Annotated in this window: 25 protein-coding genes; 13 read left to right on the top strand and 12 right to left on the bottom strand. The window is 68.3% G+C overall.

Annotated features, from left to right (window positions below; all coding sequences use genetic code 11):
* Positions 1-22 precede the first annotated feature (22 nt).
* Positions 23-787 (bottom strand): 3-hydroxyacyl-CoA dehydrogenase, encoded by a 765-nt coding sequence (locus G6N48_RS00500; RefSeq protein WP_085269335.1) that lies wholly within the window; start codon positions 785-787, stop codon positions 23-25.
* Between the two features lie 54 nt (positions 788-841).
* Positions 842-1,927 (bottom strand): CaiB/BaiF CoA transferase family protein, encoded by a 1,086-nt coding sequence (locus G6N48_RS00495; RefSeq protein WP_085269336.1) that lies wholly within the window; start codon positions 1,925-1,927, stop codon positions 842-844.
* Positions 1,928-2,056: 129 nt separating this feature from the next.
* Between G6N48_RS00495 and G6N48_RS00490 the strand changes: the two genes are divergently transcribed.
* Together G6N48_RS00490 and G6N48_RS00485 are read left to right on the top strand one after the other, a co-directional pair.
* Positions 2,057-2,869 carry an enoyl-CoA hydratase gene (locus tag G6N48_RS00490; RefSeq protein WP_085269337.1) on the top strand — a complete coding sequence of 271 codons (813 nt, stop codon included), beginning with the start codon at positions 2,057-2,059 and terminating at the stop codon, positions 2,867-2,869.
* Positions 2,870-2,959: 90 nt separating this feature from the next.
* Positions 2,960-4,303, top strand: coding sequence for a DUF2867 domain-containing protein (locus tag G6N48_RS00485; RefSeq protein WP_085269338.1), 1,344 nt, complete (start codon positions 2,960-2,962; stop codon positions 4,301-4,303).
* A gap of 6 nt (positions 4,304-4,309) precedes the next feature.
* Here G6N48_RS00485 and G6N48_RS00480 read toward each other — a convergent pair whose 3' ends face one another.
* The gene (locus G6N48_RS00480) at positions 4,310-5,032 is read right to left on the bottom strand and encodes a CPBP family intramembrane glutamic endopeptidase (protein ID WP_085269339.1); all 723 of its coding nucleotides are present in this window, start codon (positions 5,030-5,032) and stop codon (positions 4,310-4,312) included.
* On the bottom strand, positions 5,029-5,301 hold the full coding sequence (locus G6N48_RS28860; RefSeq protein WP_408632581.1) for a hypothetical protein: 273 nt from the start codon (positions 5,299-5,301) through the stop codon (positions 5,029-5,031). Before G6N48_RS28860 ends, G6N48_RS00480 begins: the two co-directional genes overlap by 4 nt.
* A 153-nt stretch (positions 5,302-5,454) precedes the next feature.
* Here G6N48_RS28860 and G6N48_RS00470 point away from each other — a divergent pair, with 153 nt between their 5' ends.
* Together G6N48_RS00470 and G6N48_RS00465 are read left to right on the top strand one after the other, a co-directional pair.
* Positions 5,455-5,955, top strand: coding sequence for an isoprenylcysteine carboxyl methyltransferase family protein (locus G6N48_RS00470; protein ID WP_085269341.1), 501 nt, complete (start codon positions 5,455-5,457; stop codon positions 5,953-5,955).
* Positions 5,952-6,968, top strand: coding sequence for an NAD(P)/FAD-dependent oxidoreductase (locus tag G6N48_RS00465; protein ID WP_085269342.1), 1,017 nt, complete (start codon positions 5,952-5,954; stop codon positions 6,966-6,968). Before G6N48_RS00470 ends, G6N48_RS00465 begins: the two co-directional genes overlap by 4 nt.
* A gap of 10 nt (positions 6,969-6,978) precedes the next feature.
* On the opposite strand, the gene G6N48_RS00460 is transcribed toward G6N48_RS00465, so the two are convergent.
* Both G6N48_RS00460 and G6N48_RS00455 read right to left on the bottom strand, forming a co-directional pair.
* Positions 6,979-7,794, bottom strand: a complete 816-nt coding sequence (locus G6N48_RS00460) for a crotonase/enoyl-CoA hydratase family protein (protein ID WP_085269343.1) — start codon at positions 7,792-7,794, stop codon at positions 6,979-6,981.
* Complete coding sequence (locus tag G6N48_RS00455; RefSeq protein WP_085269344.1) at positions 7,791-8,939, bottom strand: thiolase family protein; 1,149 nt, start codon at positions 8,937-8,939, stop codon at positions 7,791-7,793. The genes G6N48_RS00460 and G6N48_RS00455 overlap by 4 nt, the downstream gene beginning before the upstream one ends.
* 340 nt (positions 8,940-9,279) lie before the next feature.
* On the opposite strand from G6N48_RS00455, the gene G6N48_RS00450 reads away from it, so the two are divergent.
* The 9 genes from G6N48_RS00450 to G6N48_RS00410 all read left to right on the top strand — a co-directional run bounded on the left by G6N48_RS00450 (position 9,280) and on the right by G6N48_RS00410 (position 19,456).
* Positions 9,280-10,074, top strand: coding sequence for an MlaE family ABC transporter permease (locus tag G6N48_RS00450; protein ID WP_085269463.1), 795 nt, complete (start codon positions 9,280-9,282; stop codon positions 10,072-10,074).
* Position 10,075: 1 nt separating this feature from the next.
* Positions 10,076-10,945, top strand: coding sequence for an MlaE family ABC transporter permease (locus G6N48_RS00445; protein ID WP_085269345.1), 870 nt, complete (start codon positions 10,076-10,078; stop codon positions 10,943-10,945).
* Positions 10,946-10,950: 5 nt separating this feature from the next.
* Positions 10,951-12,258: an MCE family protein gene (locus tag G6N48_RS00440; protein ID WP_085269462.1), complete on the top strand. Its 1,308-nt coding sequence runs from the start codon at positions 10,951-10,953 to the stop codon at positions 12,256-12,258.
* Positions 12,255-13,295: a virulence factor Mce family protein gene (locus G6N48_RS00435; RefSeq protein WP_085269346.1), complete on the top strand. Its 1,041-nt coding sequence runs from the start codon at positions 12,255-12,257 to the stop codon at positions 13,293-13,295. The genes G6N48_RS00440 and G6N48_RS00435 overlap by 4 nt, the downstream gene beginning before the upstream one ends.
* Positions 13,292-14,713 carry a virulence factor Mce family protein gene (locus G6N48_RS00430; RefSeq protein WP_085269347.1) on the top strand — a complete coding sequence of 474 codons (1,422 nt, stop codon included), beginning with the start codon at positions 13,292-13,294 and terminating at the stop codon, positions 14,711-14,713. Before G6N48_RS00435 ends, G6N48_RS00430 begins: the two co-directional genes overlap by 4 nt.
* A complete protein-coding gene (locus tag G6N48_RS00425) occupies positions 14,710-16,176 on the top strand; it encodes a virulence factor Mce family protein (RefSeq protein WP_139825784.1) in 1,467 nt (488 codons plus the stop codon). The genes G6N48_RS00430 and G6N48_RS00425 overlap by 4 nt, the downstream gene beginning before the upstream one ends.
* Positions 16,173-17,330 carry a virulence factor Mce family protein gene (locus G6N48_RS00420; RefSeq protein WP_085269348.1) on the top strand — a complete coding sequence of 386 codons (1,158 nt, stop codon included), beginning with the start codon at positions 16,173-16,175 and terminating at the stop codon, positions 17,328-17,330. The genes G6N48_RS00425 and G6N48_RS00420 overlap by 4 nt, the downstream gene beginning before the upstream one ends.
* The gene (locus tag G6N48_RS00415; RefSeq protein WP_085269349.1) at positions 17,324-18,874 is read left to right on the top strand and encodes a virulence factor Mce family protein; all 1,551 of its coding nucleotides are present in this window, start codon (positions 17,324-17,326) and stop codon (positions 18,872-18,874) included. The genes G6N48_RS00420 and G6N48_RS00415 overlap by 7 nt, the downstream gene beginning before the upstream one ends.
* A 129-nt stretch (positions 18,875-19,003) precedes the next feature.
* Positions 19,004-19,456, top strand: coding sequence for a universal stress protein (locus tag G6N48_RS00410; protein WP_085269350.1), 453 nt, complete (start codon positions 19,004-19,006; stop codon positions 19,454-19,456).
* 60 nt (positions 19,457-19,516) lie between these two features.
* Here the strand turns inward: G6N48_RS00410 and G6N48_RS00405 are convergent, their stop codons facing one another.
* The 6 genes from G6N48_RS00405 to G6N48_RS00380 form a co-directional block, all read right to left on the bottom strand.
* Positions 19,517-21,001 carry an aldehyde dehydrogenase family protein gene (locus tag G6N48_RS00405; protein ID WP_085269351.1) on the bottom strand — a complete coding sequence of 495 codons (1,485 nt, stop codon included), beginning with the start codon at positions 20,999-21,001 and terminating at the stop codon, positions 19,517-19,519.
* A gap of 114 nt (positions 21,002-21,115) precedes the next feature.
* On the bottom strand, positions 21,116-22,333 hold the full coding sequence (locus G6N48_RS00400; protein WP_085269352.1) for a cytochrome P450: 1,218 nt from the start codon (positions 22,331-22,333) through the stop codon (positions 21,116-21,118).
* A gap of 10 nt (positions 22,334-22,343) precedes the next feature.
* Entirely contained in the window at positions 22,344-23,333 is a 990-nt protein-coding gene (locus G6N48_RS00395; RefSeq protein ID WP_085269353.1) for an SDR family oxidoreductase, read from the bottom strand.
* The gene (locus G6N48_RS00390; protein ID WP_085269354.1) at positions 23,326-24,474 is read right to left on the bottom strand and encodes a spirocyclase AveC family protein; all 1,149 of its coding nucleotides are present in this window, start codon (positions 24,472-24,474) and stop codon (positions 23,326-23,328) included. The genes G6N48_RS00395 and G6N48_RS00390 overlap by 8 nt, the downstream gene beginning before the upstream one ends.
* A 13-nt stretch (positions 24,475-24,487) precedes the next feature.
* Positions 24,488-25,600: an ABC transporter substrate-binding protein gene (locus G6N48_RS00385; protein ID WP_085269355.1), complete on the bottom strand. Its 1,113-nt coding sequence runs from the start codon at positions 25,598-25,600 to the stop codon at positions 24,488-24,490.
* 95 nt (positions 25,601-25,695) lie between these two features.
* A complete protein-coding gene (locus tag G6N48_RS00380; RefSeq protein WP_085269356.1) occupies positions 25,696-26,547 on the bottom strand; it encodes a CbbQ/NirQ/NorQ/GpvN family protein in 852 nt (283 codons plus the stop codon).
* Positions 26,548-26,613: the final 66 nt, after the last annotated feature.

Raw genomic sequence — 26,613 nt, 5'->3', positions numbered from 1 at the left:
GTGTCTCCGGGGTCACCGGTGCTCAGCGGGGCGCCATCCGGATGGCGCCGTCGAGGCGGATGACCTCGCCGTTGAGCATCGGATTCTCGATGATGTGGACCGCGAGCGCACCGTATTCGTCGGGGTCGCCGAGCCGAGCCGGGTGGGGCACCTGCTTGCCCAGCGACTTCTGCGCCTCCTCGGGCAGGGAACCCAGCAACGGGGTCTTGAACAGACCGGGCGCGATGGTCACCACGCGGATGAGTTCGCGCGCCAGGTCGCGTGCGATCGGCAGCGTCATCCCGACCACGCCGCCCTTGGACGCCGAGTAGGCGGCCTGGCCGATCTGGCCCTCGAACGCCGCGACCGAGGCGGTGTTGACGATGACGCCCCGCTCCGGGGAGTCCGGCGGGCCGACGGGTTCGGTCTTGGCGATGCGCTCGGCGGCCAACCGCAGCACGTTGAACGTGCCGATCAGGTTGACCCCGATGACCTTCTTGAAGCCGTCCAGCGGGAACGGGCCGTCCTTGGACAGCGTCTTGATGGCGTTGCCGATGCCGGCACAGTTGACGTTGATGCGCAGCGGGCCCAGCGACTCCGCCACGTCCAGCGCCTTGGCGACGGCGGCCTCGTCGGTGACGTCGGCCTCCACGAATCGCGCGCGCTCGCCGAGCTCGCGAACGGCCTCCTCGCCCCGGAGGTCGATCACCACCACCTGCGCGCCGGCGTCGAGCAGCCTCTTGGTGGTGGCCAGGCCCAGCCCCGAGGCACCCCCGGTGACGACGGCTACGGCGTCCCTGATCTGCATCCGAATCCTTCCTATCGCTGCTGAAGTTCTACCGACCAACCTGTTGGTCGGGAACTATACCCAATCCCTGAGCACGGCTTCGGCGTCGTCCAGCGGCGCCGCCGGGGGCCGCGGTGTGTCGGGTACGGACCGGGAGAACCGCGGCGCGGGCAATGGCTCGAGACTTCCGTTGACCTCGTAAAAGGTGTTGCGCTCGGTGATGTGCGGCTCGGTGTGCACCTCGCCGAACGCCAGCACCGGCGTCACGCAGGCGTCGGAGTCCGCGAACACCTTAGCCCAGTGGTCGCGGTCGCGGCCGGCGAACTTCTCGGTCAACACCGCGCGCAGTTCCGGCCAGCGGCTGACGTCGTTCTGCGGCGGCAGGTCGGCGCCGTCCAGACCCAGGCCGGTCAGCATGGCCGCGTAGAACTGGGGCTCGATCGCGCCGACGGCGACGTAGCGGCCGTCGGCGCACTCGTAGGTGTCGTAGTAGGGCGCGCCGCCGTCGAGCATGTTGACGCCGCGGGTGTCCGACCAGACGCCCATGCCCCGCATCGACCACATCATCTGGATCAGGATGCTGGAACCGTCCACCATCGCGGCGTCGACCACCTGGCCCTTGCCGGACGTCTGCCGCTCCCAGAGGGCAGACAGGATGCCCAGCAGCAAGAACATCGACCCGCCGCCGAAGTCGCCGACCAGGTTCAACGGCGGCACCGGCCGCTGGTCGGCGCGGCCGATGGCGTGCAGGATGCCGTTGAGCGAGATGTAGTTGATGTCGTGGCCCGCCTGCTGGCTGCGCGGGCCGGTCTGGCCCCAGCCGGTCATCCGGGCATAGATCAGCCGGTCGTTGACCGCGGCGCACTGCTCGGGACCCAGCCCCAGGCGCTCGGTGACGCCCGGGCGAAAGCCCTCGATCAGCACGTCGGCCTTTGCCACCAGCTTGAGCACGAATCCGCGCCCCTCGTCGGACTTGAGGTCGGCCGTCACGATGCGCCGGTTGCGCAGCATGGCGTCCTTGGCCACCCCGCCCGGGCCCTTGGACGGCCGGTCGATGCGCACCACGTCGGCTCCCAGGTCGCCCAGGATCATCGCGGCGTGCGGGCCGGGGCCGATGCCCGCCAGCTCCACCACACGCAACCCACTCAGCGGTCCAGCCACGGCACACCGACCTTTCGTCTGCTCTGACGGCTCGGCCGGAACCCGGAAAACACCGGCCGATCGCATCTTTGCAGCCGCACCCGGCGGCCGCGTAGGCCGGTCGCTTTCCCGGTCACCTAATGTGAGCTCATGCCGCAATCCGTGATCGACACCCTGAACCCCGTCACGGGTCTCGACGTCGCGCTGTCCGAGGGCGTGCTGTCGGTGACCATCGACCGTGCCGACAGCCTGAATTCGCTAACCGTTCCGGTGATCACGGGGCTCGCCGACGCGATCGAGCTCGCCGCGACGGACCCCGACGTCAGGGTTGTGCGCCTCGGGGGTGCGGGGCGCGGCTTCTGCTCCGGGGCGGGCATAAGCGCCGACGACGTGTCCCGCGGCGGCGCAGTCCCGCCGGACGAGATCATCCTCGAGATCAACCGGCTGATGCGGGCCATCACCACGTTGCCGCATCCGGTGGTGGCCGTGGTGCAGGGACCGGCCGCCGGCGTCGGCGTGTCGCTGGCCCTCGCCTGCGACGTCGTATTGGCTTCGGAGAAGGCGTTTTTCATGCTCGCCTTCACTCAGATAGGGCTGATGCCCGACGGCGGCGCGTCGACGCTGATCGCCGCCGCGGTCGGCCGGATCCGCGCGATGCGCATGGCGCTGCTGCCCGAACGGCTGCCGGCCGCCGACGCGCTGGCCTACGGCCTGATCAGCGCGGTCTACCCGGCCGACGGCTTCGAAGCCGAGGTGGACAAGGTGATCGCACGCCTGCTGGCGGGGCCGGCCGTGGCGTTCGGCAAGACCAAACTCGCGATCAACGCGGCCACGCTCACCGAGTTGGACCCGACCCTGCAGCGCGAGTACGAGGGGCAGTCGGGGCTGCTGCGGGCGCACGACTTCATCGAGGGGGCAACGGCATTCCAGCAGCGCCGCACCCCGCGCTTCACCGACCGCTGACGGTCACCGCCGCGGCGCTTACCGGCCGGCGGAAAGGGCAATCCTCCTTTGCGTCAGCCGAACGGCTGATACGCAGGAAACGGAGGCTCGATGAGCGAACAGGTGCGCTGCCTGGTGACCGGGGCGACGGGATACATCGGCGCCCGGCTGGCGCCGCGATTGCTCGACGAGGGCTATCGGGTGCGGGCGCTGGCGCGCATGCCGGCCAAACTCTCGGACGTGCCGTGGCGCGACCGGGCCGAGGTGGCCCGCGGCGATCTGGGCGACGTCGACTCGCTCATCGCGGCGTTCGAGGGGGTCGACGTCGTCTATTACCTGGTCCATTCGATGGGCACGTCGAAGGATTTCGCCGCCGAGGAATCCCGGTCCGCGCGCAACGTGGTGACGGCCGCGCGCCGTGCCGGGGTGCGGCGGGTGGTGTACCTGAGCGGGTTGCACCCGGAGGGCACCAAGCTCTCGCCGCACCTCGAGTCGCGCACGGCGGTGGGCGACGCCCTGATCGACTCCGGCATCGAGACCCTGGTGCTGCAGGCGGGGGTCGTCATCGGGTCGGGCTCGGCGTCGTTCGAGATGATCCGCCACCTCACCGACCGGCTGCCGGTGATGACCACGCCGAAGTGGGTGCACAACAAGATCCAGCCCATCGCGGTACGCGACGTGCTGCACTACCTGGTTGCGGCTGCCAGTGCGCCGGTGCCCTCGTCGCGGACCTGGGATATCGGCGGACCCGACGTCCTGGAATACGGCGAGATGATGCGCATCTACGCGGAGGTGGCCGGCCTGGGCCGGCGCCACATGATCGTGCTGCCGTTTTTGACCCCGACGATCGCCAGCCTGTGGGTGGGGTCGGTGACTCCCATCCCCTCGGGCCTGGCCCGGCCGCTGGTCGAATCACTGGAATGCGATGCGGTGATGCGCAATTCGGACATCGACGGCGTCATCGCACCCCCGCCCGGCGGCCTCACCGACTATCGGAGCGCGGTCGCCCTCGCGCTTGACCGCGCGAGACGCGGCCTGCCCGAAGCTACCTGGGCGTCACTGCGATCCGAGCCGGCCGAGGCGCTGCCCAGCGACCCCGACTGGGCGGGCGAGGTCGTGTACTCCGATGTGCAGACCGCCGCGACCGCCGACGCCCCCGAGGCCCTGTGGAAGGCGGTCGAGAACGCCGCGCAGGGCCGCCGGCTGCGGCGCTGGAGCATCGAGGAGCGAGAACCGGGCTCGATGATCCGATTGCGATCGCGCCGGCGGGCCCCGGGGCGGACGTGGCTGGAACTGACGGTCACGCCGCAAGACGGCGGCGGCAGCCGGTACACGCAGCGGGCGATCTTCCTTCCGACCGGCATCCCGGGGCGGTTGTACTGGCTGGCGGCCCGGCCGCTGCAGGCCGCGGCATACCGCGCGCTCAAGCGTGACGTCGTGGCCGCGGTGGGATAGCAGGCTTCAGACGCCGAACATCGGGGGCAACACGAGGACCATGATCAGCCCCCAGACCAGGTGGGTGAGCATCGGTGCCAGCACTCCCCCGGTCGCCCGGCGTTCGAAGGCGCACACCGTCCCCAAGATGATCGCGGCGAAACCGAGCATCGGGTTTCCGCTGGCCAGCGTCGCGCAGGTGTACAGGACGGTCGAGATCACGACGGGGTGGTAGCGGCCCAGGGCGGTGTAGAGCGCGCCGCGGAAGAACACCTCTTCGGCGACGCCGTTGACGAGCGTGATCGCGACGATCACCGGATACCACCCCTGGTGGGCGTAGAGCAGCACGCGGGTGATCAACTCGGCCACGGGCGTGATCTCCCGGGCGATCAATCCGCCCACCACGAACACCCCGCCGAGCAGGAGCCCGACCGTCGTCCCTATGATGACCGGCCGCTGATTGCGGCCGCGCCAGCAGATGCCGCCGAGGTGCAGCGGACCGGAGATGAACCCACCGGCGAGCCACACCGCCGCCAGCGCCAAGGTCAACCAGTAGAAGCTGTCCTCCCCGGGGTGGCACCGCAGCGAGAAGCCCAGCACCACGGCGCCGACCACCAGCGTGATCGCGACGACGACGCGTCGTCGTCGCACGACGCCGGGCGACTCGTTCTGGGGCGCGGCCACCTTGGTGGCCGCGCGCTGCACCTCGGAGAAGAAGCCGCTGTGCTGCGACGTGACGGACTGGCTCATGCAGGGCGCACCTTCGGGGTCAGGGCGATCACGACGTCGAGGCCGGTTCGGACCGCGCCCGCGAGCGGCCCTGGAACGTTGTCGACCAATCTCATTGGGTCGGGCACCCGGTCGCGCGGGCCGCTGGCCGACGCCACCCTCGGGTGGTCCCACGATTCGACCAGGTCCGCGAGGCGCTTGGGGTCCCGGTTGGCCGCCCCGACCTGGTGCCCAGCGGTCAGCAGGGCGGTGACCAGCCGCGATCCCACACAGCCCGTCGCACCGGTCACCAGCAGCCGCATATCCTCGACCCTAACGCGGCCCGCCGTGGGCCGCGGCGGCAGCGGTTGCCGGTTGAACCGCCGCGGCGGCCTATCCGTGATCGGGACAGTCACCGGATAGATCGGTCGTCGCAACCGGATCGCAGAGGAATAGTGGCAGGCATGTACTACCTACTGGTCTTGGCGGTCGCGATCGAACGCGTCGTCGAACTGGTGGTGTCCAACCGCAACGCGCAATGGTCGTTCGCCCAGGGCGCCCGGGAGTTCGGTCGTTCGCACTACCCCGTGATGGTGGGCATTCACACCGCCCTGCTGGCCGGCTGCCTCGTCGAACCGTGGGCGTTGCACCGGCCGTTCCTCCCGTGGCTGGGCTGGCCCATGCTGGCCGTCGTGGCGCTCAGCCAGGGGTTGCGCTGGTGGTGCATCACGACGCTGGGCCGCCGCTGGAACACCCGGGTGATCGTCCTGCCGCAGGCGCCGTTGGTGCGCCAGGGCCCCTACCGATGGCTGCACCACCCCAACTACGTCGCCGTCGTGGCCGAAGGCGTCGCGCTGCCGCTGGTGCACACGGCGTGGCTGACGGCCGCCGCCTTCACGGTGGCCAACGCGTTGTTGCTGAGGGTCCGGCTGCAGGTCGAGAACTCCGCGTTGGGCTACGCGTGACGGGCTTCGACACCGATCTGCTGATCGCGGGCGGCGGGCCCGCGGGCCTGGCGACCGCGTTACACGCTCGCGCACAAGGGCTTTCGGTCATAGTGGCCGAGCCGCGCGAAGGCCCGATCGACAAGGCGTGCGGCGAGGGGTTGATGCCCGGCGGCCTGTGCGAACTGACATCGCTGGGCGTCGACCCGGCCGGGATGCCCCTGCGCGGAATCGCTTACGTCAGCGAACACCGCCGGGCACAGGCGCGGTTCGTGAACGGACCGGGCCGCGGTGTGCGCCGCACCACCTTGCACGCGGCGCTGGCGGCGCGGGCCAAAGAACAAGACACCGAATGGATCCGGGCCCGGGTGACCGGCGTCCGGCAGGACGCGCGGGGAGTGACGGCCGCCGGGGTGCGCGCGAGGTGGATGGTTGCGGCCGACGGCCTGCATTCGCCGGTCCGCCGCGCCCTCGGCATCACAACCAGGGCGGGCGCACCGCGGCGTTACGGCGTGCGCTGGCATTTCCGGGTGCCGGCGTGGTCGGAGTTCGTCGAGGTGCACTGGTCGCGCTGGGGTGAGGCGTACGTGACGCCGGTCGAAGCCGACCTGGTCGGCGTCGCGATCCTGTCCCGCGGGCGACCCGACCTGGCATGGTTCCCGCGGCTGGCCCGGCGGCTCGAGGGGGCCGGCCGGGCACAGGCGCGCGGCTGCGGCCCGCTGCGCCAGGTGGTGTCCCGCCGGGTCGCGGGCCGGGTGTTACTGGTCGGGGACGCGGCCGGATACGAGGACGCGCTCACCGGCGAGGGCATCAGCCTGGCGGTCAAGCAGGCGGCCGCGGCGGTCGACGCGATAGTCGCCGACGCGCCGTCGTCGTACGAGGCGGCATGGCACCGGGTGACCCGCGACTACCGGCTGCTCACCCGCGCTCTGGTGCTGGCCGGCACCCCCCGCGCGGCGCGGTCCGCCATCGTGCCGGCGTGCGCGATGCTGCCGGGCGCGTTCCAGGGCGCGGTCAACATACTGGCGCGTTGAACCCCTGTTGCTACCGCGCTTTCCAAACGGGCTCGCGCTTCTCGGCGAAGGCCCGCGGCCCTTCCTTGGCGTCCTCGGTCTTCAGCAGCGTGGCGAACTCCCGGGTGGTCCGAGCCCAGCCCGCCTCGTCGTCGACGACGACACCGTCGTCGACGCCGTAGGCGATCCGCTTGCTGGCCTGCACCGACAGCGGCGCGTTGCCGGTGATCCGCTCCGCGAGGGCCAGCGCGGCCTGCAACACGGTGCCGTCCGGGACGACCTGGTTGATCAAACCCCAGTCGGCGGCCTGCGCCGCGCTGATCGGATCGCCGGTGAGCAGCATTTCCATCCCCACCTTGCGGGGCAGTTGCTGCGCGATCCGGAACACGCCGCCCGCGCCGGCGATCAGTCCCCGCTTGACTTCGGGCAGACCGAATTTCGCGCTTTCGCCCGCCACCACGAGATCGCTGGCCAGCGCGATCTCGGTGCCGCCGCCGAAGGCGGCGCCGTTGACCGCGGCAATGGTCGGCTTGTCGATGAAATGCCGCACGTAGCCGGCGAAGCCCCACTCGGGACGGTCGGGGTGGTAGAGGTTCTCGCGGCGCGCGATGGCCTTGAGATCCGCTCCGGCGCAGAAGGATTTGTCGCCCGCCCCGGTGATCAACACCGCCCGCACGTCGGGGTCGTGCTGCGCGGTCTCCAGCGCCTCACCGACCCCGAGGCTGACCGCGCCGTTGATCGCGTTGCGGGCTTCGGGGCGGTTGATCGTGACGATCATGACGTTGCCGCGTCGCTCGACCAGGACCGCCGGTTCCGCGGGGGCCTCGCCGTTGCCGGCATCCGTCACAGCAGCTCCACGATGGTGGCGTTGGCCTGGCCGCCGCCCTCGCACATCGTCTGCAGGCCGTAGCGAATTCCCTTGTCCCGCATGTGGTAGAGCAGCGTGGTCATGATGCGTGCTCCCGAGCCGCCCAGCGGGTGACCCAGCGCGATGGCGCCGCCGTTGGGGTTGAGCTTCTTCTCGTCGGCCCCGATGTCCTTCAGCCACGCCATCGGCACCGGCGCGAACGCCTCGTTGACCTCGTAGGCACCGATGTCGCCGATGCTCAGCCCGGAGCGCTTGAGCACCTTCTGCGTGGCCGGGATGGGCGCGGTCAGCATGATCACCGGGTCGGCGCCGGCCAGGGTCGCGGTGTGCACCTTCGCGATCGGCTTGAGCCCCAACGACTTCGCCTTCTCGGCCGACATGAACAGCAGCGCGGCCGCACCGTCGGAGATCTGTGAGGAGTTGCCGGCGTGAATCACGCCGTCCTCCTTGAACGCCGGCTTCAACGACGCCATCTTCTCCATCGGCGTGCCGCGACGGATGCCCTCGTCCTTGAGCACCACATTGCCGTCCTGGTCCTTGATGCCCACGATCTGGTCGTCGAAGGCGCCGGAATCCTGTGCCGCGGCCGCCTTTTCGTGTGAGCCCAGCGAGAACTCGTCGAGCGCGGTGCGGTCCAGCCCCCACTGCTCGGCGATCATCTCGGCGCCCAGGCCCTGGTTGGGGATCTGGCCCTCGTAGCGGTCCAGGAAGGTCTTCGGGTAGGGGCGGCCGCCGTTGGCCAGCGACGAGCCCATCGGGGTGCGCGACATCGACTCGACGCCGCCGGCGACCACGACGTCGTAATGCCCGGCGACCACCCCGGCGGCCGCGAAGTGGATGGACTGCTGGCTGGACCCGCACTGGCGGTCGACGGTCACACCCGGAACGGTCTCCGGCCAGCCGGCGGCCAGCAGGGCGGTGCGGCCGATATCGAGGGCCTGCTCGCCGGCCTGCATGACGCAGCCCCAGATGACGTCGTCGACGATCTCGGGGTCGATTCCGGCCCTCTCGACCAGGCCGTTGAGGACCTGCGCGGACAGGTCGGCCGGGTGCACCCCGGACAGTCCGCCGTTGCGCTTGCCGATCGGTGAGCGGACCGCCTCGACGATGACGGCTTCAGCCATGGTGATGTCTCCTTTGACGGGTTGGTCTCTGCGCTCGATTCTCAACCAACGCGTTGGGCGGGCGAAGGGCGGGGTCATCTCGATCGCTTTGCTAGCGACTTACGGCCCTCCCGAGGAGGGCCGTAGTGCCCTCGTGGGGGGCGATGCGCGGAGAGAGACTCGCCTGAGGTCCGGACTCTGCGGACCAGAGGAGACCACCTCGCCAAGGGAGCACGCCGATGTCAACCAGTCTGACGGTGCCCGCTCACCGAGCCCCTTGGCGGCATCTCTCCCAGCACCCCCGGCCCCGGGCCGGGCGGGTCGACGAGGATTGCGGCCGGCCGCACCGGAGACCCTGGCGATGACCACGTCGAACGTGCTCGCCGGCCGGCTCGGCAAACATGTCGGTCCGGGGCTGGAGGTGGCCGGGGGTTTCTTCCGGATGTGCATGCTGACCGCCAAGGCCCTGCGGCAGCCGTTCGAGTGGCGCGAATTCATCTGGAACGGCTGGTTCCTCATGCGGGTGTCGCTGCTGCCCACCATCGCGGTGTCGATCCCGGAAACCGTGCTGCTCATCTTCACCCTCAACGTCCTGCTGGCCGAGTTCGGCGCCGCCGACGTCTCGGGGGCGGGCGCCGGAATCGGCGCGGTCACCCAGCTCGGCCCGATCGTGACCGTGCTGGTGGTCGCCGGTGCCGGCGGCACCGCCATCTGCGCGGACCTCGGCGCGCGCACCATCCGCGAGGAGATCGATGCGATGGAGGTGCTCGGCATCGATCCCATCCACCGGCTGGTGGTGCCCCGGGTGGTCGCGTCGACCGTGGTCGCGGTGCTGCTCAACGGGCTCGTGATCGGCGTCGGCCTGGGGGGCGGCTACCTGTTCAGCGTGTACCTGCAGAACGTGTCGAGCGGCGCCTACCTCTCCACGCTGACGGCGCTCACCGGCCTGCCCGAGGTGGTGATCGCGATGATCAAGGCCGCGACGTTCGGGCTGATCGCCGGGCTGGTCGGCTGCTATCGCGGGCTGATCGTGCGCGGCGGGTCCAAAGGCCTGGGCACCGCGGTCAACGAGACGGTGGTCCTGTGCTTCATCGCGCTGTTCGCGGTCAACGCCGCGCTGACCACCATCGGTGTCCGGTTCGGCACGGGGCGCTGACATGGTGGCCGCCGGTGCGCTGCGCGTCCGCTTCCCGCGGACGACGACCACGCTCAACCGGTTAGGTGACTCTCCGGCCCGGGTTCTGGTCGAGATCGGGCAGATCGTCTGGTTCGCGTTGACCGCAATCCGGTTGATCCCCTTCGCCCTGCGCCGCTACCACCGGGAGTTGGTGCGGATGGTCGCCGAGATGGGGATGGGCACCGGCGCGATGGCCGTGGCCGGCGGCACCGCCGCCATCGTCGGTTTCATCACCCTGTCCGCGGGATCGCTGGTCGCCATCCAGGGCTTCGCGTCGCTGGGCAACATCGGCGTCGAGGCCTTCACCGGATTTCTGGCCGCGATGGTCAACGTGCGGTTCGTGGCGCCGGTGGCGGCGGGTCAGGCGCTGGCCGCCACGGTCGGAGCCGGCGCGACCGCCGAACTGGGGGCCATGCGCATCAGCGAGGAGATCGACGCACTCGAGGTGATGAGCATCAGGTCGATCGCCTACCTGGCCTCCACCCGGGTGGTGGCGGGCCTCGTCGTCATCATCCCGCTCTACGCGCTGGCGATCACCCTGGCCTTCCTGTCGGCGCAGCTCACCACGATCGTGTTCTACGGGCAGTCGGCCGGCACCTACAACCACTATTTCCACACCTTCCTGCGGCTCAACGACGTCGGCTGGTCGTTCGCGGAGGTGATCCTGGTCGCGGTGGTCGTGATGACCACCCACTGCTACTACGGCTACACGGCCAGCGGCGGCCCGGTCGGCGTCGGCGAGGCGGTCGGCCGGTCGATGCGGCTGTCGCTGGTCACCATCGTCGTCGTGGTCGTGCTGACCGCGATGGCGGTCTACGGCAAAAATCCGAACTTCAACCTCACCGTGTGACCGCGATGACCACTCCCGCAAAGCCGAACCCGCCACGGATCCCGCCGTACAAGACGGCGGCGGTCGGGTTCCTGGCGGTCGCCACGGCGGTACTGGCGTTCGTGTGGATGCAGTTCCGGGGTGAGCTGACGCCGAAGACGACCCTGACGATGGTGGCCCCCCGGGCGGGTCTGGTGATGGATCCCGGCTCGAAAGTCACCTACAACGGCGTCGAAATCGGTCGGGTGTCCAATATTTCGGAGATCCGGCGCGATGGCGTGCCGGCGGCCAGGTTCGCCATGGACATCAATCCGAAGTACATCCCGCTGATTCCGGCCAACGTGGACGCCAACATCAGAGCGACCACGGTGTTCGGCAACAAGTACGTCTCGTTGACCTCCCCGAAAAACCCGACACCGCAACGCATCAGCCCGCAGGTGGTGATCGACGCGAGATCGGTGACGACAGAGTTCAACACGCTGTTCGAGACCATCACGGCGATCGCGGAGAAGGTGGATCCGGTCAAGGTGAACCTGACGCTGGCCGCCGCCGCGCAGGCCCTGACCGGATTGGGCGAGAAGTTCGGCCAGTCGATCGTCAACGGCAACGCCATCCTCGACGATCTCAATCCCCGGATGCCGCACATCCGCCATGACATCGCGCAGCTCGCGGCGCTGGGCGACACCTACGCCAAGGCCGCGCCCGACCTGCTCGACTCGCTTGACAACGCGGTCGTCACGGCGCGCACGCTGCACCGGCAGGAAGCCGACCTGGATGCCGCGCTGCTGGCTGCGACCGGGCTGGGCAACACCGGCGAGGACATCTTCACCCGCGGCGGCCCCTACCTACAGCGGGGGGCGGCCGATCTGCTGCCCACCGCGCGGCTGCTCGACACCTACAGCCCCGAGATCTACTGCACCATCCGCGCTTACTACGACGAGGAGCCGTTGGCCTATGCGACCACAGGCGGCGGCAACGGCTACGCGCTGAGAACCATGACCGAGCTGACCTCGGGCCTGGGGGGCATCCTGACCTTGCCCGGGCTGACCGGGACCGCCGCCACCATGGGGCTTCTCGGGCTCGCCGGGCTGGTGGGCGGCGCGCCGAATCCCTATGTGTACCCGGACAATCTGCCAAGGGTGAATGCCAGCGGCGGGCCCGGCGGCGCGCCGGGGTGCTGGCAGGCCGTCACGCGCGATCTGTGGCCGGCGCCGGCCCTCGTGGTCGACACCGGCGCCAGCCTCGCGCCGTACAACCATTTGGAGACCGGGTCCCCGTACGCGATCGAGTACGTCTGGGGCCGCCAGGTCGGGGACAACACGATCAACCCATGAGAATCGCCGGCTCCGCAGTCAAACTCTGCATCGTCTCGGTGGTGCTGCTGATGATCACCGTCGCGATCGTGGTGGTGTTCGGCCAGATGCGCTTCAGCCCCACCAGCAGCTACTCGGCGGAGTTCAGCAACGCCACCGGCCTGCGCGACGGTCAATTCGTCCGCGCCTCGGGGGTCGAGATCGGCAAGGTCAAGAAGGTGCGGCTGATCGAAGGCGGCACAAAGGTTCTGGTGGACTTCGACGTCGACCGCTCGATACCGCTGTACGAGTCGACGAGCGCGCAGATCCGCTATCTCGACCTGATCGGCAACCGCTACCTCGAGCTACAGCGCGGCCAGGGCGAGGGCGCCGACAAGGTGTTGCCGGTGGGCGGGTTCATCCCGCTGGCGCGGACCTCGCCGGCGCTGGACCTCGACGCGCTGATCGGCGGTTTCAAGCCGCTGTTCCGGGCGCTGGACCCGCAGAAGGTCAACACCATCGCGTCGACCATCATCACCGTGTTCCAGGGGCAGGGCGGCACCATCAACGACATCCTGGACCAAACCGCGCAACTGACCACGCAGCTCGCCGAACGCGACCAGGCGATCGGCGAGGTAGTCAAGAACCTGAACACCGTGCTGGACACCACCGTTCGGCATCGGGCGGAGTTCGACCGAACCGTCGCCGATTTCGAGAGACTGATCACCGGGCTGCGCGACCACGCCGACCCGCTCGCCGCGGGAACCGCGCACATCAGCAACGCGGCCGGGACGATCGCCGACCTGCTGGCCGACAACCGGGCCCTGCTGCACAAGGAGATCAACTACCTGCAGGCACTGCAGCAGCCGCTCATCGACCAGAAAGACCAGCTGGGCGACCTCATTCACAAGACGCCGACCGCGCTCAACCTGATCGGCCGCAGCATCGGCCTCTACGGCGACTGGGTCAACTTCTACCTGTGCGACCTCACGATCAAGTGGAACGGACTGCAACCCGGTGGCCCGGTGCGCACGGTGCGGATCTGGCAACAGCCCACGGGCAGGTGCACGCCGCAATGAGGACACTGACGGAATTCAACCGGCGCCGTGGCGGACTGATGGGCATCACCGTGCTGGCGCTCGTCGTCGCGGTCGGCCAGAGCTTCACCAGCATCCCGATGATGTTCGCCAGCCCGGCCTACTACGGGCAGTTCGCCGACACCGGTCAGCTGAACAAGAACGACAAGGTGCGCATCTCGGGCGTGAACGTCGGGACGGTGCAGGCGCTCGACATCGACGGCGATCACGTGCTGATCAAGTTCTCCATCGGCAGCAATACCATCGGCACCGAGAGCCGGCTCGCGATCAAGACCGACACCATCCTGGGCAAGAAGGTGCTCGAGATCGAGCCGCGCGGAACCCGGACGCTGCGACCGGGGGGCGTGTTGCCGCTGGGCCAGAGCACCACCCCCTACCAGCTCTACGACGCGGTCTTCGACGTCAACAAGGCCGCCGCGGGCTGGGACATCGACAGCGTCAGGCAGTCGCTGAATGTGTTGTCGCAGACCATCGATCAGACCTACCCGCACCTGCGCCCGGCACTCGACGGGCTGGCCGGGTTCTCCGACACCATCGGAAAGCGCGACGAACAGATCAAGCACCTGCTCGCCCAGGCCCGCCAGATAGCCGCCGTCCTCGGCGACCGCAGCGAACAGCTGAACCGGTTGCTGGTCAACGCGAAGACACTGCTGGCCGCGTTCAACGAACGCGGCCGGGCCATCGGCGCCCTGCTCGCGAACATCTCCGCCCTGTCGGCTCAAACTCAAGGCTTCATCAAGGACAACCCGAACCTGAACCCCGTGCTGGAGCAACTGCGCACCCTCAGCGACGTGTTGGTGGCACGCAGGGAAGACCTGGCGCAAACCCTGACGTATGTAAGCCAATTTGCCGCGTCGCTCGGAGAATCCGTCGCGTCGGGTCCGTACTTCAAGATCGTCCTGTCCAACCTGCTGCCGTACTGGATCCTGCAGCCATTCGTCGACGCCGCCTTCAAGAAGCGTGGCATCGACCCCGAGGACTTCTGGCGCAGTGCCGGCCTGCCCGCGTTCCGCTGGCCCGACCCCAACGGCACCCGATTCGCCAACGGAGCACCGCCACCGGCACCTCCCGTGCTCGAAGGCACCCCCGAGCACCCGGGGCCGGGTGTCCCGCCGGGCACGGCATGCTCGTACACGCCGGCGTCCGGGGCGCTGCCGCGACCGTGGAACCCGTTGCCGTGCATGGGGATTGACACGGGACCATTCGGAGGCAGTTTCCCGGCGCCGTTCGACGTGCAGACGTCGCCGCCGAACCCCGGCGGCCTGCCCCCGACGCCGGGGATCCCGATCGCCGGGCGGCCGGGCGAGCCACCGCCGGACGTCCCGGGCACTCCCGTGCCGCTTCCCACCCAGGCACCGCCGGGGGCGCGAACGCAAAATCCGGGAGGCGAACCGAATTGACCAAAGCTCTCGACCGGCACGGCCCGTCATTGCGCAGAGCCGCCTCGGCGCTGGTGGCGGTGCTCATCGCCGCCACCGCGATCTTCGGTTGGCGGCTCTACCAGAAGCTGGGCAACAACACCGTGATCGCCTACCTGCCCGCGGCCAACGCGCTTTACTCCGGCGACAGGGTCCAGATCATGGGCGTCCGTGTGGGTTCCGTCGACAAGATCGAGCCGGCCGGCGACAAGATGAAGGTGACGTTTCACTACGACAACAAGTACAAAGTGCCGGCCAACGCGTCCGCGGTGATCGTGAACCCCACCCTGGTGGCCTCGCGCAGCATCCAGTTGGAGCCACCGTACAAAGGGGGCCCGGTGATGTCCGACGGCGCGGTCATCCCCGTCGAGCGAACCCAGGTGCCCACGGAGTTCGACCAACTGCGCGACAGCGTCGCCAACGTCATCTCCAAACTGGGCCCCACACCCGAGCAGCCCAAGGGGCCCTTCGGCGACCTCATCGAATCGTTCGCCGACGGGCTGGCCGGCAAGGGCAAGCAGATCAACACGACCCTGAACAGCCTGTCGCAGGCACTGACCGCGCTGAACGAGGGGCGCGGCGACTTCTTCGCGGTGGTCCACAGCCTGGCGCTGTTCGTCGACGCCCTGCACAAAGACGACCGGCAGTACGTGGCGCTCAACGACAATCTCGCCCGATTCACCGACACGTTGACCGGTTCCGACCGCGACCTGTCGACCGCGATCCAACAGTTCGATGGCTTGCTCGCGACGCTGCGCCCGTTCCTGGCCAGGAACCGCGGGGCGCTCACGCACGACATCGGCAACCTCGCCAGCCTCACCACCGCGCTCGTCCAGCCGGAGCCGCGCAACGGCCTGGAGACCGCTCTGCACGTGCTGCCGACGCTGGAGACCAACCTCAGCCAGATCTACCACCCGTCGCACGGCGCGGTCATGTCCATTCCGGCCATCCCGAACTTCGCGAACCCGATGCAGTTCTTCTGCAGCATGATTCAGGCCGGCAGCCGGCTGGGCTATCAGGATTCCGCGGAACTGTGCGCGCAATACCTCGCGCCGATCCTCGACGCGGTCAAGTTCAACTACCCCCCGTTCGGGCTGAACCTCTTCAGCACCGCCGAGACGCTCCCCAAGGAGGTGGCCTACTCCGAGCCCAGACTGCAGCCGCCGAACGGATACAAAGACACCACCGTGCCCGGGATCTGGGTGCCCGATACCCCGTTCTCGCACCGCAACACCCAGCCCGGCTGGACAGCGGCGCCGGGGATGCAGGGCGAACAGGTCGGGCCGGTCACGGCGGGCCTGATGACGCCGGAGTCGCTGGACGAATTGATGGGCGGCCCGGACGCCGGACCACCACCCGCCGGGCTGCAAACCCCGCCGGGGCCGCCGAATTCGTACGACGAGTACCCGGTGCTGCCCGCGAAGTCGACGGGGCCGGGCTCGTGAGGCAACCCTCGTGCGCACGGGTTCGGCAGGGGCTCGCCCTCCTGGTGGCCGCGACGGTCGTGACGTCGTGCGCGAAATGGCACGGCATCGCGAACGTGCCGATGCCCGGTGGACCGGGCAGCGGTCCCGGCTCTTACACCGTTTACGTGCAGATGCCCGACACACTTGCCCTCAACGACAACAGCCGGGTGCGGGTGGCCGACGTCTTCGTCGGTACGGTGCGCGCGATCCGGCTCAAGGACTGGGTCGCCACACTGACGCTGCGGGTGGACAAGAGCGTCAAGTTACCCAAGAACGCGACCGCCAAGATCGGGCAGACCAGTCTTCTGGGTTCTCAGCACATCGAACTGGCCGCGCCCCCCAACCCCGCGCCGGAGTTGCTCGGGGACGGCGACACCATCCCGCTGCAGAATTCGTCGGCCTACCCGACGACCGAGCAGACCCTGGCCAGCATCGCGATGGTGATTCGAGGGGGTGGCATCCCCAACCTCGAAGTGGTGCAGAACGAGGTGTACGACGTCCTCAACGGGCGCGGCGACCAGATCCGGGCTTTCCTCGGCAAGCTGGACACCTTCACCGCCCGGCTCAACGAGCAGCGCGAGGATATCACCAGGGCCATCGATTCCACCGACCGGCTGCTGGCTTACGTCGGCCCCCGCTCGGACGTCTTGGATCGTGTGCTCACCGAATTCCCCCCGCTGATCAAGCATTTCGCCGACAAGCAGAAACTGCTGATCGACGCGGTCAACGCCACGGGACGGCTCAGCGGAGTCGCCGACGAATACCTGTCCGCCTCGCGCAACGACCTGCACCAGGACCTGGTGGCGCTGCAATGCCCGCTGCGCGAGCTCGGTCGGGCCGCACCGTATCTGGTCCGCGCGCTCAAGCTGATCCTCGTGCGGCCGTTCGACATCGACGCCGTGCCGAAGTCGTTCCGCGGTGACTACTTCAACCTGTCGCTGACGCTCGACCTGACGCTGAGCGCAGTCGACAACGCGGTGCTCACCGGGACCGGATTCTCCGGGGCACTGCGCGCGCTCGAGCAGTCGTGGGGCCGCGACCCCAACACGATGATCCCCGATGTCCGGTACACGCCGAACCCGAACGACGCCCCGGGCGGGCCACTGGTCGTGAGGGCGGACAGGCAATGCTGACCCGCTTCATCTGGCGCCAGCTGATCCTGTTCGGCGTCCTGTCCGTCGTCACGGCGATCGCGCTGGGCTGGTATTACCTCCGGATTCCCGCCGCGGCGGGCATCGGCCAATACACCCTGAAGGCGGAACTACCCGCGTCCGGCGGCCTGTACAAGACGGCCAACGTGACCTACCGCGGCGAGACCATCGGTGTGATCACGGCCGTCGAGCCGACCGAGACCGGCGCGCGGGCGACCATGAGCATCGCCAACCGCTTCAAGATCCCCGTCGACGCGTCGGCGAACGTCCACTCGGTATCCGCGGTCGGTGAGCAGTATCTGGATCTGGTGTCGTCGGGCAACCCGGGCAGATACTTCTCCCCGGGACAGACCATCACCAAAGGCACGGTGCCCACCGAGATCGGCCCGGCCCTGGACGCCGCCAACCGGGGGCTGGCCGCGCTGCCCAAAGACAAGATCGCCGCGCTGCTCGACGAAACCGCCCAAGCCGTAGGCGGATTGGGCCCGGCGCTGCAACGGCTGGTCGACGCGACGCAGGCCATCGCCGGCGACTTCAAGACCAACATCGCAGACGTCGACGACATCATCGAAAACTCCGGTCCGATCATCGACAGCCAGGTCGATTCGACTGACTCGATTTGGCGCTGGGCGCACAACTTGAACGTCCTGGCGGCACAGAGCGCCGCGAACGACGACCACGTCCAGAACATCCTGAGCCGGGCGGCGCCCACCGCCGATCAGGTCAACGCGGTATTCGGCGACGTCCGCGAGTCGCTGCCGCAGACACTGGCCAACCTCGAGATCGTGCTGGAGATGCTCAAGCGCTATCACAAGGGCGTCGAGCAACTGCTGGTGGCCTACCCGCAGGGCGCCGCCGAGGGCCAGACGGTGACCTCGCCCTTCCCCGGCTACGCCTCGCTCGGCACCTCGTTGACCATCAACCAGCCCCCACCGTGCCTGACCGGCTTTCTGCCCGCGCCTCAGTGGCGGTCTCCGGCGGACACCAGCCTGGCGCCGATGCCGTCCGGAACGTATTGCAAGATCCCGCAGGACAATCCGGCGAACGCCGTGCGCGGAGCACGCAACCTGCCGTGTGTCGACGTCCCCGGCAAGCGTGCTGCGACGCCGCGAGAGTGCCGCGACACCAAACCCTACGTCCCGGCAGGCACCAACCCGTGGTACGGCGACCCCAACCAGATTCTGACCTGTCCCGCTCCCGCCGCGCGCTGCGATCAGCCGGTGAAGCCGGGGCAGGTGATCCCCGCGCCATCGGTCGACAACGGCGTCAACCCCGCGCCCTCGGACCGGGTGGCGGGGACGCCGCCTCCCGTGAGCGACGCACTACAGCGGCCGGGTTCGGGAGTCGTGACTTGCAGTGGGCAGCAACCGAATCCGTGCTTCTACACTCCCGACGGACCGCCTGCCGCGATCTACAACCCGCAGAGCGGCGAGCTGGTGGGGCCCGACGGTGTGCGGTACGCGGTCGAGAACTCGGGCAAGACGGGAGACGATGGCTGGAAGGACATGCTGGCGCCGGCCGGTTGAAACCGGGGCCAAACTGGCCGAATCGCCTTTAAGGTTGAGATTCTTATTGCCGCAGCCCGTGGCGAGATAGGAAACTGAGGCCATGCTCACTCAACGGCGACGAGAACTGCGGACGAAGGCTGGACGTCGATGACGGACTATCGGACCGTGGTCGTTGGCACCGACGGTTCGGAATCGTCGCTGCGGGCGGTCGATCGGGCCGGCGCGGTTGCCGCGGAGTCGGGCGCGAAGCTGATCATCGCCACGGGTTACTCTCCCCCGGAGAACGATTCGCGCGCGCAGGACGTCCTCGGAGCCGAGGCCTACAAGGTGAGCGGCAGAGCGCCCATCTACGCGATCCTGCGCGACGCCCGTGATCGCGCCAAGGCGGCCGGAGCCAAGGACATCGAAGAACGGCCGATCCAGGATGCTCCGGTACATGCACTCGTGGACCTGGCCGAGCAGGTCGGCGCCGACCTGCTGGTGGTCGGCAATGTCGGGCTCAACGCCCGGTCGGCGCTCATCGGCCGGGTCTTCTCGGTCCCCGGCAGCATCGCCAACAAGGCCAACATCGACGTCTTGATCGTCCACACCACCGACTGAACGTTCGAGCGCCGGTAACCCCTGTTCGCGGCCGGCCGGCTCCCGAGCGCTCTCACCCAGTCAGCCGGCGGGGTAGGCGACCGACTTGATCTCGGTGTACTGGTCGAATCCGGCGACGCCGTTCTGTCGACCGATCCCGCTGTACTTGTAGCCACCGAACGGTGTGTCGGCGCCATAGGGGGCACCGCCGTTGACGCCCATGAAGCCGGCGCGGATCCGGCGCGCCACGGCCAGCGAACGCTCCAGCGAGCCCGACATCACGTTGCCCGCCAGCCCGTAGCGGCTGTCGTTGGCGATCCGGATCGCGTCCTCCTCGTCGTCGAACGGGATGACCGCCAGCACGGGTCCGAAGATCTCCTCCTGCGCGATGGTCATGGAGTTGTCGACGCCGGTGAAAAGCGTTGGCCGGACGAAGAATCCCTTGTCGAACCCGGTGGGCGCGTCCGGTCCGCCGACCAGCGCCGTGGCGCCTTCCTCGACGCCCTTGCGGATGTAACCCATCACACGGTCGCGCTGCACCTCCGAGATCACCGGCCCGCACAGGGTGGCGGGGTCCTGCGGGTCACCGCACGTGACGTTCTCGTAGATGCTCTTGAGGATCGCCACCCCCTCGTCGTAGCGCGACCGCGGCAACAGCATCCGGGTCGGGTTCGCGCAGCCCTGCCCGGCGTGCATGCATGGTGCGATGCCGATCGCGCACGCGAGCCCGAAGTCGGCGTCCTCCAGGACGATCGTGGCCGACTTGCCGCCGAGCTCCAGGAACAGCCGCTTCATGGTCGCGGCGCCCTTCTCCATGATCCGCTGGCCGACCACGGTCGAACCGGTGAAGGAGATCAGGTCGACCTTCGGCGACAGCGTCAACTCCTCGCCGACGAAGTGGTCGGACGCGGTCACGACGTTGACGACGCCCGGCGGGATGTCCGTCTTCTCGGCGATCAGCCTGCCGAGCCGGGTCGCGTTGAACGGCGTGTTGGGCGCCGGTTTGAGTACCACGGTGTTGCCGGTGCCCAGCGCCTGGCCGAGCTTGTTCAGGGTGACCTCGAACGGGAAGTTCCACGGCACGATCGCGCCGACCACACCCACCGGTTCCCGCCACACCTTGCGGGTGGTCAGCGTTCCGGTCAGGCTGATCACCTTGTCGCCGAGGTCGGTCTCCCAGGCGTATTCGTCGATCAGCCTGGCGGGGTACTTCAGTCCGTCTTCCAGCGGCGCGTCCAGCTGCGGTCCAAAGGTGATGGCCCGCGGTGAGCCGACCTCCAGGATGAGCTCCTCGCGCAGCTCCTCCTTCTCCGATTCGATCGCCTCGTGCAACTGCAGCAGGCAGCGCTTGCGCAGCTCGCGATTGGTCGACCAGTCGGACTCGTCGAACGCGCGCCGTGCGGCATCGATGGCCCGGTGCATGTCCTCCTTGGACGCGTCGGCGACCTCGCCGAGCGGCTCCTCGGTCGCCGGGTTGATGTTCGTGAAGGTGCCGGCCTGCCCGTCGACGAGTTTGCCGTCGATCATCATCTTCGGCTCGAAGCGGACCTTTACAGCCTCAGTCATATCTGTCACTCTCTTCTGACTCGTTTAGAGGGGGTCCCGCAGAGCACTGGTTACCCTACGGGGAGCCTTACTGGAAACTAGCCGATTGGCAAGTGCAACGTCCGGGTGGGCTTGCTATTGCGGGTCGAACAGCACCGGGACCGACGTGGGCGACCGGAACACCTGTCCGCGAATATGCGGGTCGTCCCCGTCCGGGTCCAGCCGAAGATTGGGCAGCCGGTCCAGCAAAAGGTTGATGGCCGTGCGCATTTCGAGGCGTGCCAGATGCATGCCGAGGCAGACGTGCACGCCGTGTCCCCAGCCCAGGTGCGCCCTTGACTCGCGGTGGATGTCGAACCGGTCCGGATCGGGATAGCGATCTTCTTGCCGGTTCGCCGAACCCAGCATCGGCATCACCGTCGCGCCGGCCGGGATCGCCACACCGCCGAGTTCGGTGTCGCGGGTGGCGACGCGGGTGATCGTCAACAGGGGCGATTCCCAGCGCACACCCTCCTCGATGGCCGCCGGCAAAAGCGACCGGTCCGCCCGGACGGCGTCCAGTTGCGCCGGATTCGACAACAGCGCCAGCAGCAGGCTGCCCAGGGAACGGTAGGTCGTCTCGACGCCGGCGGGCAGCAGCAGCCGCAGGAACGAGAAGATCTCCTCGTCGGCGAGCTTCTCGCCGTCGATCTCGGCCGCACCGAGCGCGCTGATCAGGTCGTCCTTCGGCTCGGTTCGGCGCGCCTCGAGGATCGGCGCGAAGTACTCGCACAGGGCCGCCGAGGCCGCCAGCCCGCGTTCCGGGTTCATCAGCCAGCTGAGCAGCGAGATCGACCACCGCTGGAACTGGGGGTAGTCCTTCTCCGGCAGGCCCAGCAGTCCCGCGATGATCCGGCTCGGGTAGTCGAAGGTGAACTCCTTGACCAGATCCGCCTTGCCGTTGGGCGCGAAGTTGTCGATCAGGCTGTTGGCCACCCGGCCCACCAACTCGTCCTGCCAGCGCGCCAACGACTTCTGCGAGAACGCCTTCGACACCAGCGAACGCAGCCGGCCGTGGACGGGTTCGTCCATGCCGAGCATCACGCCGTCGCCCAGCACGGGGCCGAATGCGGCGATGACGGCGGCTGAGGAGAACGTCTCGTTGTCGCGCAGCATCTGCGCAATGTCCTGGTGGCGATACACGATGAACATCGGCAGTGATTCTTCGTGCGGGAGCGCTCCCGATGTCTCGAGCCGCTGCACCGGTTCCTCGCGGCGCAGCCGCGCCAATTCGGTGTACGGGTCTCGCACGTCACCGGAGATCGCGTCGTCGAAGGCGCCGAAATCCTCCAGGTCGTCGAAAAGCTGTTCCATTGTCACCCCTTCACGTCCCCTGATTTCCCTTGCGCTTTGCCGCCATCGACGCCAGGCGCTGCAGCACCGGCTGAGGAAGAACGCGCGCCGCGTACACCATCGCCCGCTGGTTGCACGTCAGCGGCCAGGCCCCGCCCCGCATCGACCCTTGCTTGGGTATGCCCAGCACGATCCGGGACACGTGGTGCATGCCGGATGCCGGCAGCACCCGGCTGAACGCCAACAGCATCGACGCGTCCGGGCCCACCCCGTGGCGGCGGAACGCCCCCCGATCATCGAGCGCCTTGAGCAGGCCGTCGGTGAATCGTTCGGGTGGCCGGGCGAGCTTCATCGCGGCCCTTCCCCGGGAGTTCATGGTGGTGTGCAGCCGGGCGTACGGGCCGGCGAGGTCGCGATTGTCGGTGGTGCCCGCGTCGGTGATGATTTCCGTGTCGTAGGTGCCGGCCACCAGCACGGTGACGCCGAGCCCGAAGGGCGCGATCTCGCATGCCAACGACTCGCCCCACCGCTCCAACGCCCCCTTGGCCGCCGAGTAAGGCGCCGTGGCGGGCTGACCCCGCACCCCGGCCGCGCTGGACACCAGCACGATGCGGCCCTCACCCGCCGCCCGCATCGACGGCAGGAGGGCCTTGGTGAGTTCGACCGGCCCCAGGACGCTGGTGGCGAACATGTTCTGCCACAACGCCGTATCGGTCTCCTCTACCATGCCGACGGCAGAGATACCCGCGTTGTGGACGATCGCGTACGGCGCTCCGACGGCGTCCTCGATGGTCTTGGCCGCCGCGGCCACCGACGCGCCATCGACCAGGTCGAGCTGCACGCCGATCAGTCGATCGTCGGCTGGGGCCGCGCCGGTCGCCTCGCGCAGTCGCGGCATTCCCTCATCGGGTGTGCGCATCGCCGCAACCACCCGCCAGCCCTCGCGGTAGAGCCGCACGGCCGAGGCGAAGCCCAGACCGCGGGACGCGCCGGTGATGACGACGGTGCGGGGCTCAGCCATTGTTGCCGGAATTGAAAGTCGCACAGGGGCCTTCGCCCGGCGGTGGTGGTTGAACGTGCGGCCGCCCGTTCGGCTCCCCGCTCGCCCAGGTCGACCAGATTCCGACGGAGTACGGGCCCGGCGCGCCCGCCTCCTCGTAATACCCTTGCGGGTCATACACTTTGGCTTCCGGATACGGCCACGGGCAGGCCACCGAGGTGGCCGCGTGGCTGATCTTGATGACGGCGAACCAGGCGCCGTAGGCGAAGTAGGAGACGTTGATGATCACGAACATCACCAGGAAGGTGCCCAGCACCGGCTTTCCCGGGAAGATCTTGGCTTTGGCTGCCAGTTTCTCGGCCACCGACTTTCCGGTGTCGTCGCGGTAGCACAGGATCGCGGCGGGCACCATCACGAAGCACACCGAGAACGACTCCCAGATCAGCGGGAACTGGAAGGTCGTGCCGGTGAACACCGAGCCCCAGGGGATCACCTGGGAGTAGATGTACATGCCCCAGTGGATCAGAATGTTTTCCAGGAACGCATCGAAGATGAAACCGATCACCAGCGTGGTCAGACCGAGGCTGACCAGGGGATGCCGCGACACATAGCCCGCGGGTCCGTACTTCGCCTGCAGCTTGCGCAGGATCCAGATCGCCGGGAAGTACGGGCCGAAGTAGAACATCACGTAACCGAAGACCACGAATGGTTCGACGGTGGGCGACAGCGACACCAGCGGCCATGACTCCGGCCAGTGGACGAGATCGGGGTTGTAGACGGCGAAGGGCGCCCAGTTCATGATCGGGTCCTGCCACACGATCAGCGTCGTACACAGGAACATCAACATCACCGGGCTACCGGGATTGCGTCGCCAGCCTCTGATGAAGACGACCAACAGCGTGATCAGCGCCACCACCGTGGCGGCGTCCAGGAAGGTGATGTAGTCCAGCCCGAACATGAACCTCACCGGGCGCGGCCGGCCCCGCACATTCGGGTTGGCGACGCGGGGATCGAGGGCGACACGGCAGTTCGCGATGAAGAAGAGCGCGAACGCCGCCAGGGCGGCGCCGGCGACCCAGCCGCCCCAGCCACGCTTGTCCTTTCGTTGCGGTGACGCCGACTTCTCCTGTGCGCCAAGCGATGTGGATTGACCGGTACTCATTGCCTTCACGGCCTCACTCTCCGAACCGATCGACCAAGTGCGAGTTGGTCCCGTCGGCGTCGAGGTTGCGCGCCACCAGATAGCCGGCGCCCATCCAGGCCCGGCGGGTCCACTTGCCGAACGACACGCGGGTGCCCGGGGAGCCCGAAGCGGCGGGCATCATCTTCACCCGCTCCAGCGCCTCCTTGACCCCACGCGGGCTGAGCGGGTGAGCGTCGGCGAACGCGCGCACCAGTGTGGCGGCGACATCGCGGTTCACCACCGAGACGCAATATTCGGGGCGGCTGCCGTCGTACTTCTGTGCGTAACGGTCCAGGAAGTCCTGGCCGGCCTTGTTGGCCTCGTCGTACTGGTCGACGCCGATCCAGCCCATGAACGCGTCCCACATGATCGGGTTCACCCACGCGTTCTGGAAGGCCGTCGTGGTGAAGCGCGGCGGATCCCAATCGACGGCCTGCAGCGCCGGGTTGATGAACACGATCCCGAAGCCGAAACCCAGATGGACGATGGCTTGCGCTTTCGCATCGTGCAGGGTTCGCACGGCTTCGTTGATGTCCTGCGCCGTCTGGGCGATCGGCGCCTCCGCAACGATGCGAATCCCGTTGCGCCGACAGGCACCGCGCAAGTTCTTGAGATAGCTCTCGCCAATCAGGTTCTGCTCCACCAGGACCCCGATCTCCCACAGCCCCCGCTTGGCGACCAGGTCCGCGATGAAGATCGGCTCATCGGTCATGGAGCCCTGCGGGAACGCGAATGTCCATTCGCCCAGCCAATCGTCGGTGCCGGTGACGCTGATGGCCGGGACCTTGAACCGCTCCTCGATCGCCTCGCGGGTGGGGACGCAGTTGTCGGTGATATGCGGCCCGAAGACCACCAGGCAGCCGTCGTCGACAAGCTCGCCGAAGGCGTCGATCACCGCCTTTACCGATCCCTTGGGCAGTCCCTCCACCTCGCGGTAGATCATCTGCACCGGGCGATCGATGACGCCCTGCGCGACGGCCTCCTCGAAGATGAGGTCGAAACAGCGGGTGAAGCTCGCCTGCAATTCGTCGGGAAAGCCCGGCGGAAGGGTGAAATCCATCAGGTAGCCGATCTTGATCGGCTCCGCACTGCTTTCGTAGGACACTCGACCTCCGACCTCCCGGCGGGCCAGCACACGGGCGCACACCGAGAAAACCTAATATTTGTTCAGACACTAGCGACGGCGGCACGCACCGTCAATCATCCCGCCGCATCCCCCAGGTAGATGTCGATCATCTGCCCCAGCGCCTTGCCCACCGCCACGTCGTCGGTGAGCGGTCCGGCGATCGCGGCCCGGGCCGCCTCCCGCATGCTCAGCCCCTCGGCGACGAGCCTCCCCGCTGCGATCAGCACGCGGGTCGACGCCACCTCACGCAGCCCGCCGGCTTCCAGCCTGCGGATCGCCCGCCCGAAACGCACCAGCTCCGTTGCGGTGGCGGCGTCGACGCCCGCTTCGTGGGCAACGATGCCCTCCTCGACGTCCGCTGCGGGGAAACCGAATTCGATGGCCACCATCCGCTGTCGGGTCGAATCCTTGAGGTCCTTCAGGACGCTTTGATAACCGGGGTTGTACGACACCACCAGCCCGAATCCGGGTGCGGCGTCCAACGTGACACCGAGCCGCTCGATCGGCAGCTGCCGGCGATGGTCCGCGAGCGGGTGCAGCACGACGGTGGTGTCCTGCCGGGCTTCCACCACTTCGTCCAGGTAGCAGATCGCCCCCTCGCGCACCGCCCGGGTCAACGGACCGTCCACCCACACCGTTTCGCCACCCTGCAGCAGATACCGGCCGACGAGGTCGGCCGTGGTCAGGTCGTCATGGCAGGCGACCGTGATCAGTTGGCGGCCGAGGTCGTGGGCCATCGCCTCGACGAAACGGGTCTTGCCACAACCCGTCGGGCCCTTCAGGACGAGTGCCAGCCCCTGACGATAGGCCGCCTTGAAGACCGCCTCTTCGCTGCCGATCGCCTGGTAGTAGGGCCGCACTTCTCCCCTTCCGCCCTTCCTGGACGAAGCGCCGTTTCGGACCGCAAGCCGGGACTCCCTCGCCATGGCTTCCCGTCCGCTTACTCGGAGCCTATCTGTGAACAGATGTTTGTTTCAAGCACGCCGGCGGGC

The organism is Mycobacterium parmense (assembly GCF_010730575.1).
GTDB classification, from domain to species: domain Bacteria; phylum Actinomycetota; class Actinomycetes; order Mycobacteriales; family Mycobacteriaceae; genus Mycobacterium; species Mycobacterium parmense.
This window is presented reverse-complemented; position numbering and strand designations above follow the sequence as displayed.

Bases quoted from the DNA above. Each gene is read 5' to 3' on its own strand.
- G6N48_RS00500 (WP_085269335.1), bottom strand. From the start codon at position 787: ATGCAGATCAGGGACGCCGTAGCCGTCGTCACCGGGGGTGCCTCGGGG.
- G6N48_RS00490 (WP_085269337.1), top strand. From the start codon at position 2,057: ATGCCGCAATCCGTGATCGACACCCTGAACCCCGTCACGGGTCTCGAC.
- G6N48_RS00485 (WP_085269338.1), top strand. From the start codon at position 2,960: ATGAGCGAACAGGTGCGCTGCCTGGTGACCGGGGCGACGGGATACATC.
- G6N48_RS00480 (WP_085269339.1), bottom strand. From the start codon at position 5,032: ATGAGCCAGTCCGTCACGTCGCAGCACAGCGGCTTCTTCTCCGAGGTG.
- G6N48_RS00470 (WP_085269341.1), top strand. From the start codon at position 5,455: ATGTACTACCTACTGGTCTTGGCGGTCGCGATCGAACGCGTCGTCGAA.
- G6N48_RS00455 (WP_085269344.1), bottom strand. From the start codon at position 8,939: ATGGCTGAAGCCGTCATCGTCGAGGCGGTCCGCTCACCGATCGGCAAG.
- G6N48_RS00450 (WP_085269463.1), top strand. From the start codon at position 9,280: ATGACCACGTCGAACGTGCTCGCCGGCCGGCTCGGCAAACATGTCGGT.
- G6N48_RS00445 (WP_085269345.1), top strand. From the start codon at position 10,076: ATGGTGGCCGCCGGTGCGCTGCGCGTCCGCTTCCCGCGGACGACGACC.
- G6N48_RS00440 (WP_085269462.1), top strand. From the start codon at position 10,951: ATGACCACTCCCGCAAAGCCGAACCCGCCACGGATCCCGCCGTACAAG.
- G6N48_RS00435 (WP_085269346.1), top strand. From the start codon at position 12,255: ATGAGAATCGCCGGCTCCGCAGTCAAACTCTGCATCGTCTCGGTGGTG.
- G6N48_RS00430 (WP_085269347.1), top strand. From the start codon at position 13,292: ATGAGGACACTGACGGAATTCAACCGGCGCCGTGGCGGACTGATGGGC.
- G6N48_RS00415 (WP_085269349.1), top strand. From the start codon at position 17,324: ATGCTGACCCGCTTCATCTGGCGCCAGCTGATCCTGTTCGGCGTCCTG.
- G6N48_RS00410 (WP_085269350.1), top strand. From the start codon at position 19,004: ATGACGGACTATCGGACCGTGGTCGTTGGCACCGACGGTTCGGAATCG.
- G6N48_RS00405 (WP_085269351.1), bottom strand. From the start codon at position 21,001: ATGACTGAGGCTGTAAAGGTCCGCTTCGAGCCGAAGATGATGATCGAC.
- G6N48_RS00400 (WP_085269352.1), bottom strand. From the start codon at position 22,333: ATGGAACAGCTTTTCGACGACCTGGAGGATTTCGGCGCCTTCGACGAC.
- G6N48_RS00395 (WP_085269353.1), bottom strand. From the start codon at position 23,333: ATGGCTGAGCCCCGCACCGTCGTCATCACCGGCGCGTCCCGCGGTCTG.
- G6N48_RS00390 (WP_085269354.1), bottom strand. From the start codon at position 24,474: ATGAGTACCGGTCAATCCACATCGCTTGGCGCACAGGAGAAGTCGGCG.
- G6N48_RS00380 (WP_085269356.1), bottom strand. From the start codon at position 26,547: ATGGCGAGGGAGTCCCGGCTTGCGGTCCGAAACGGCGCTTCGTCCAGG.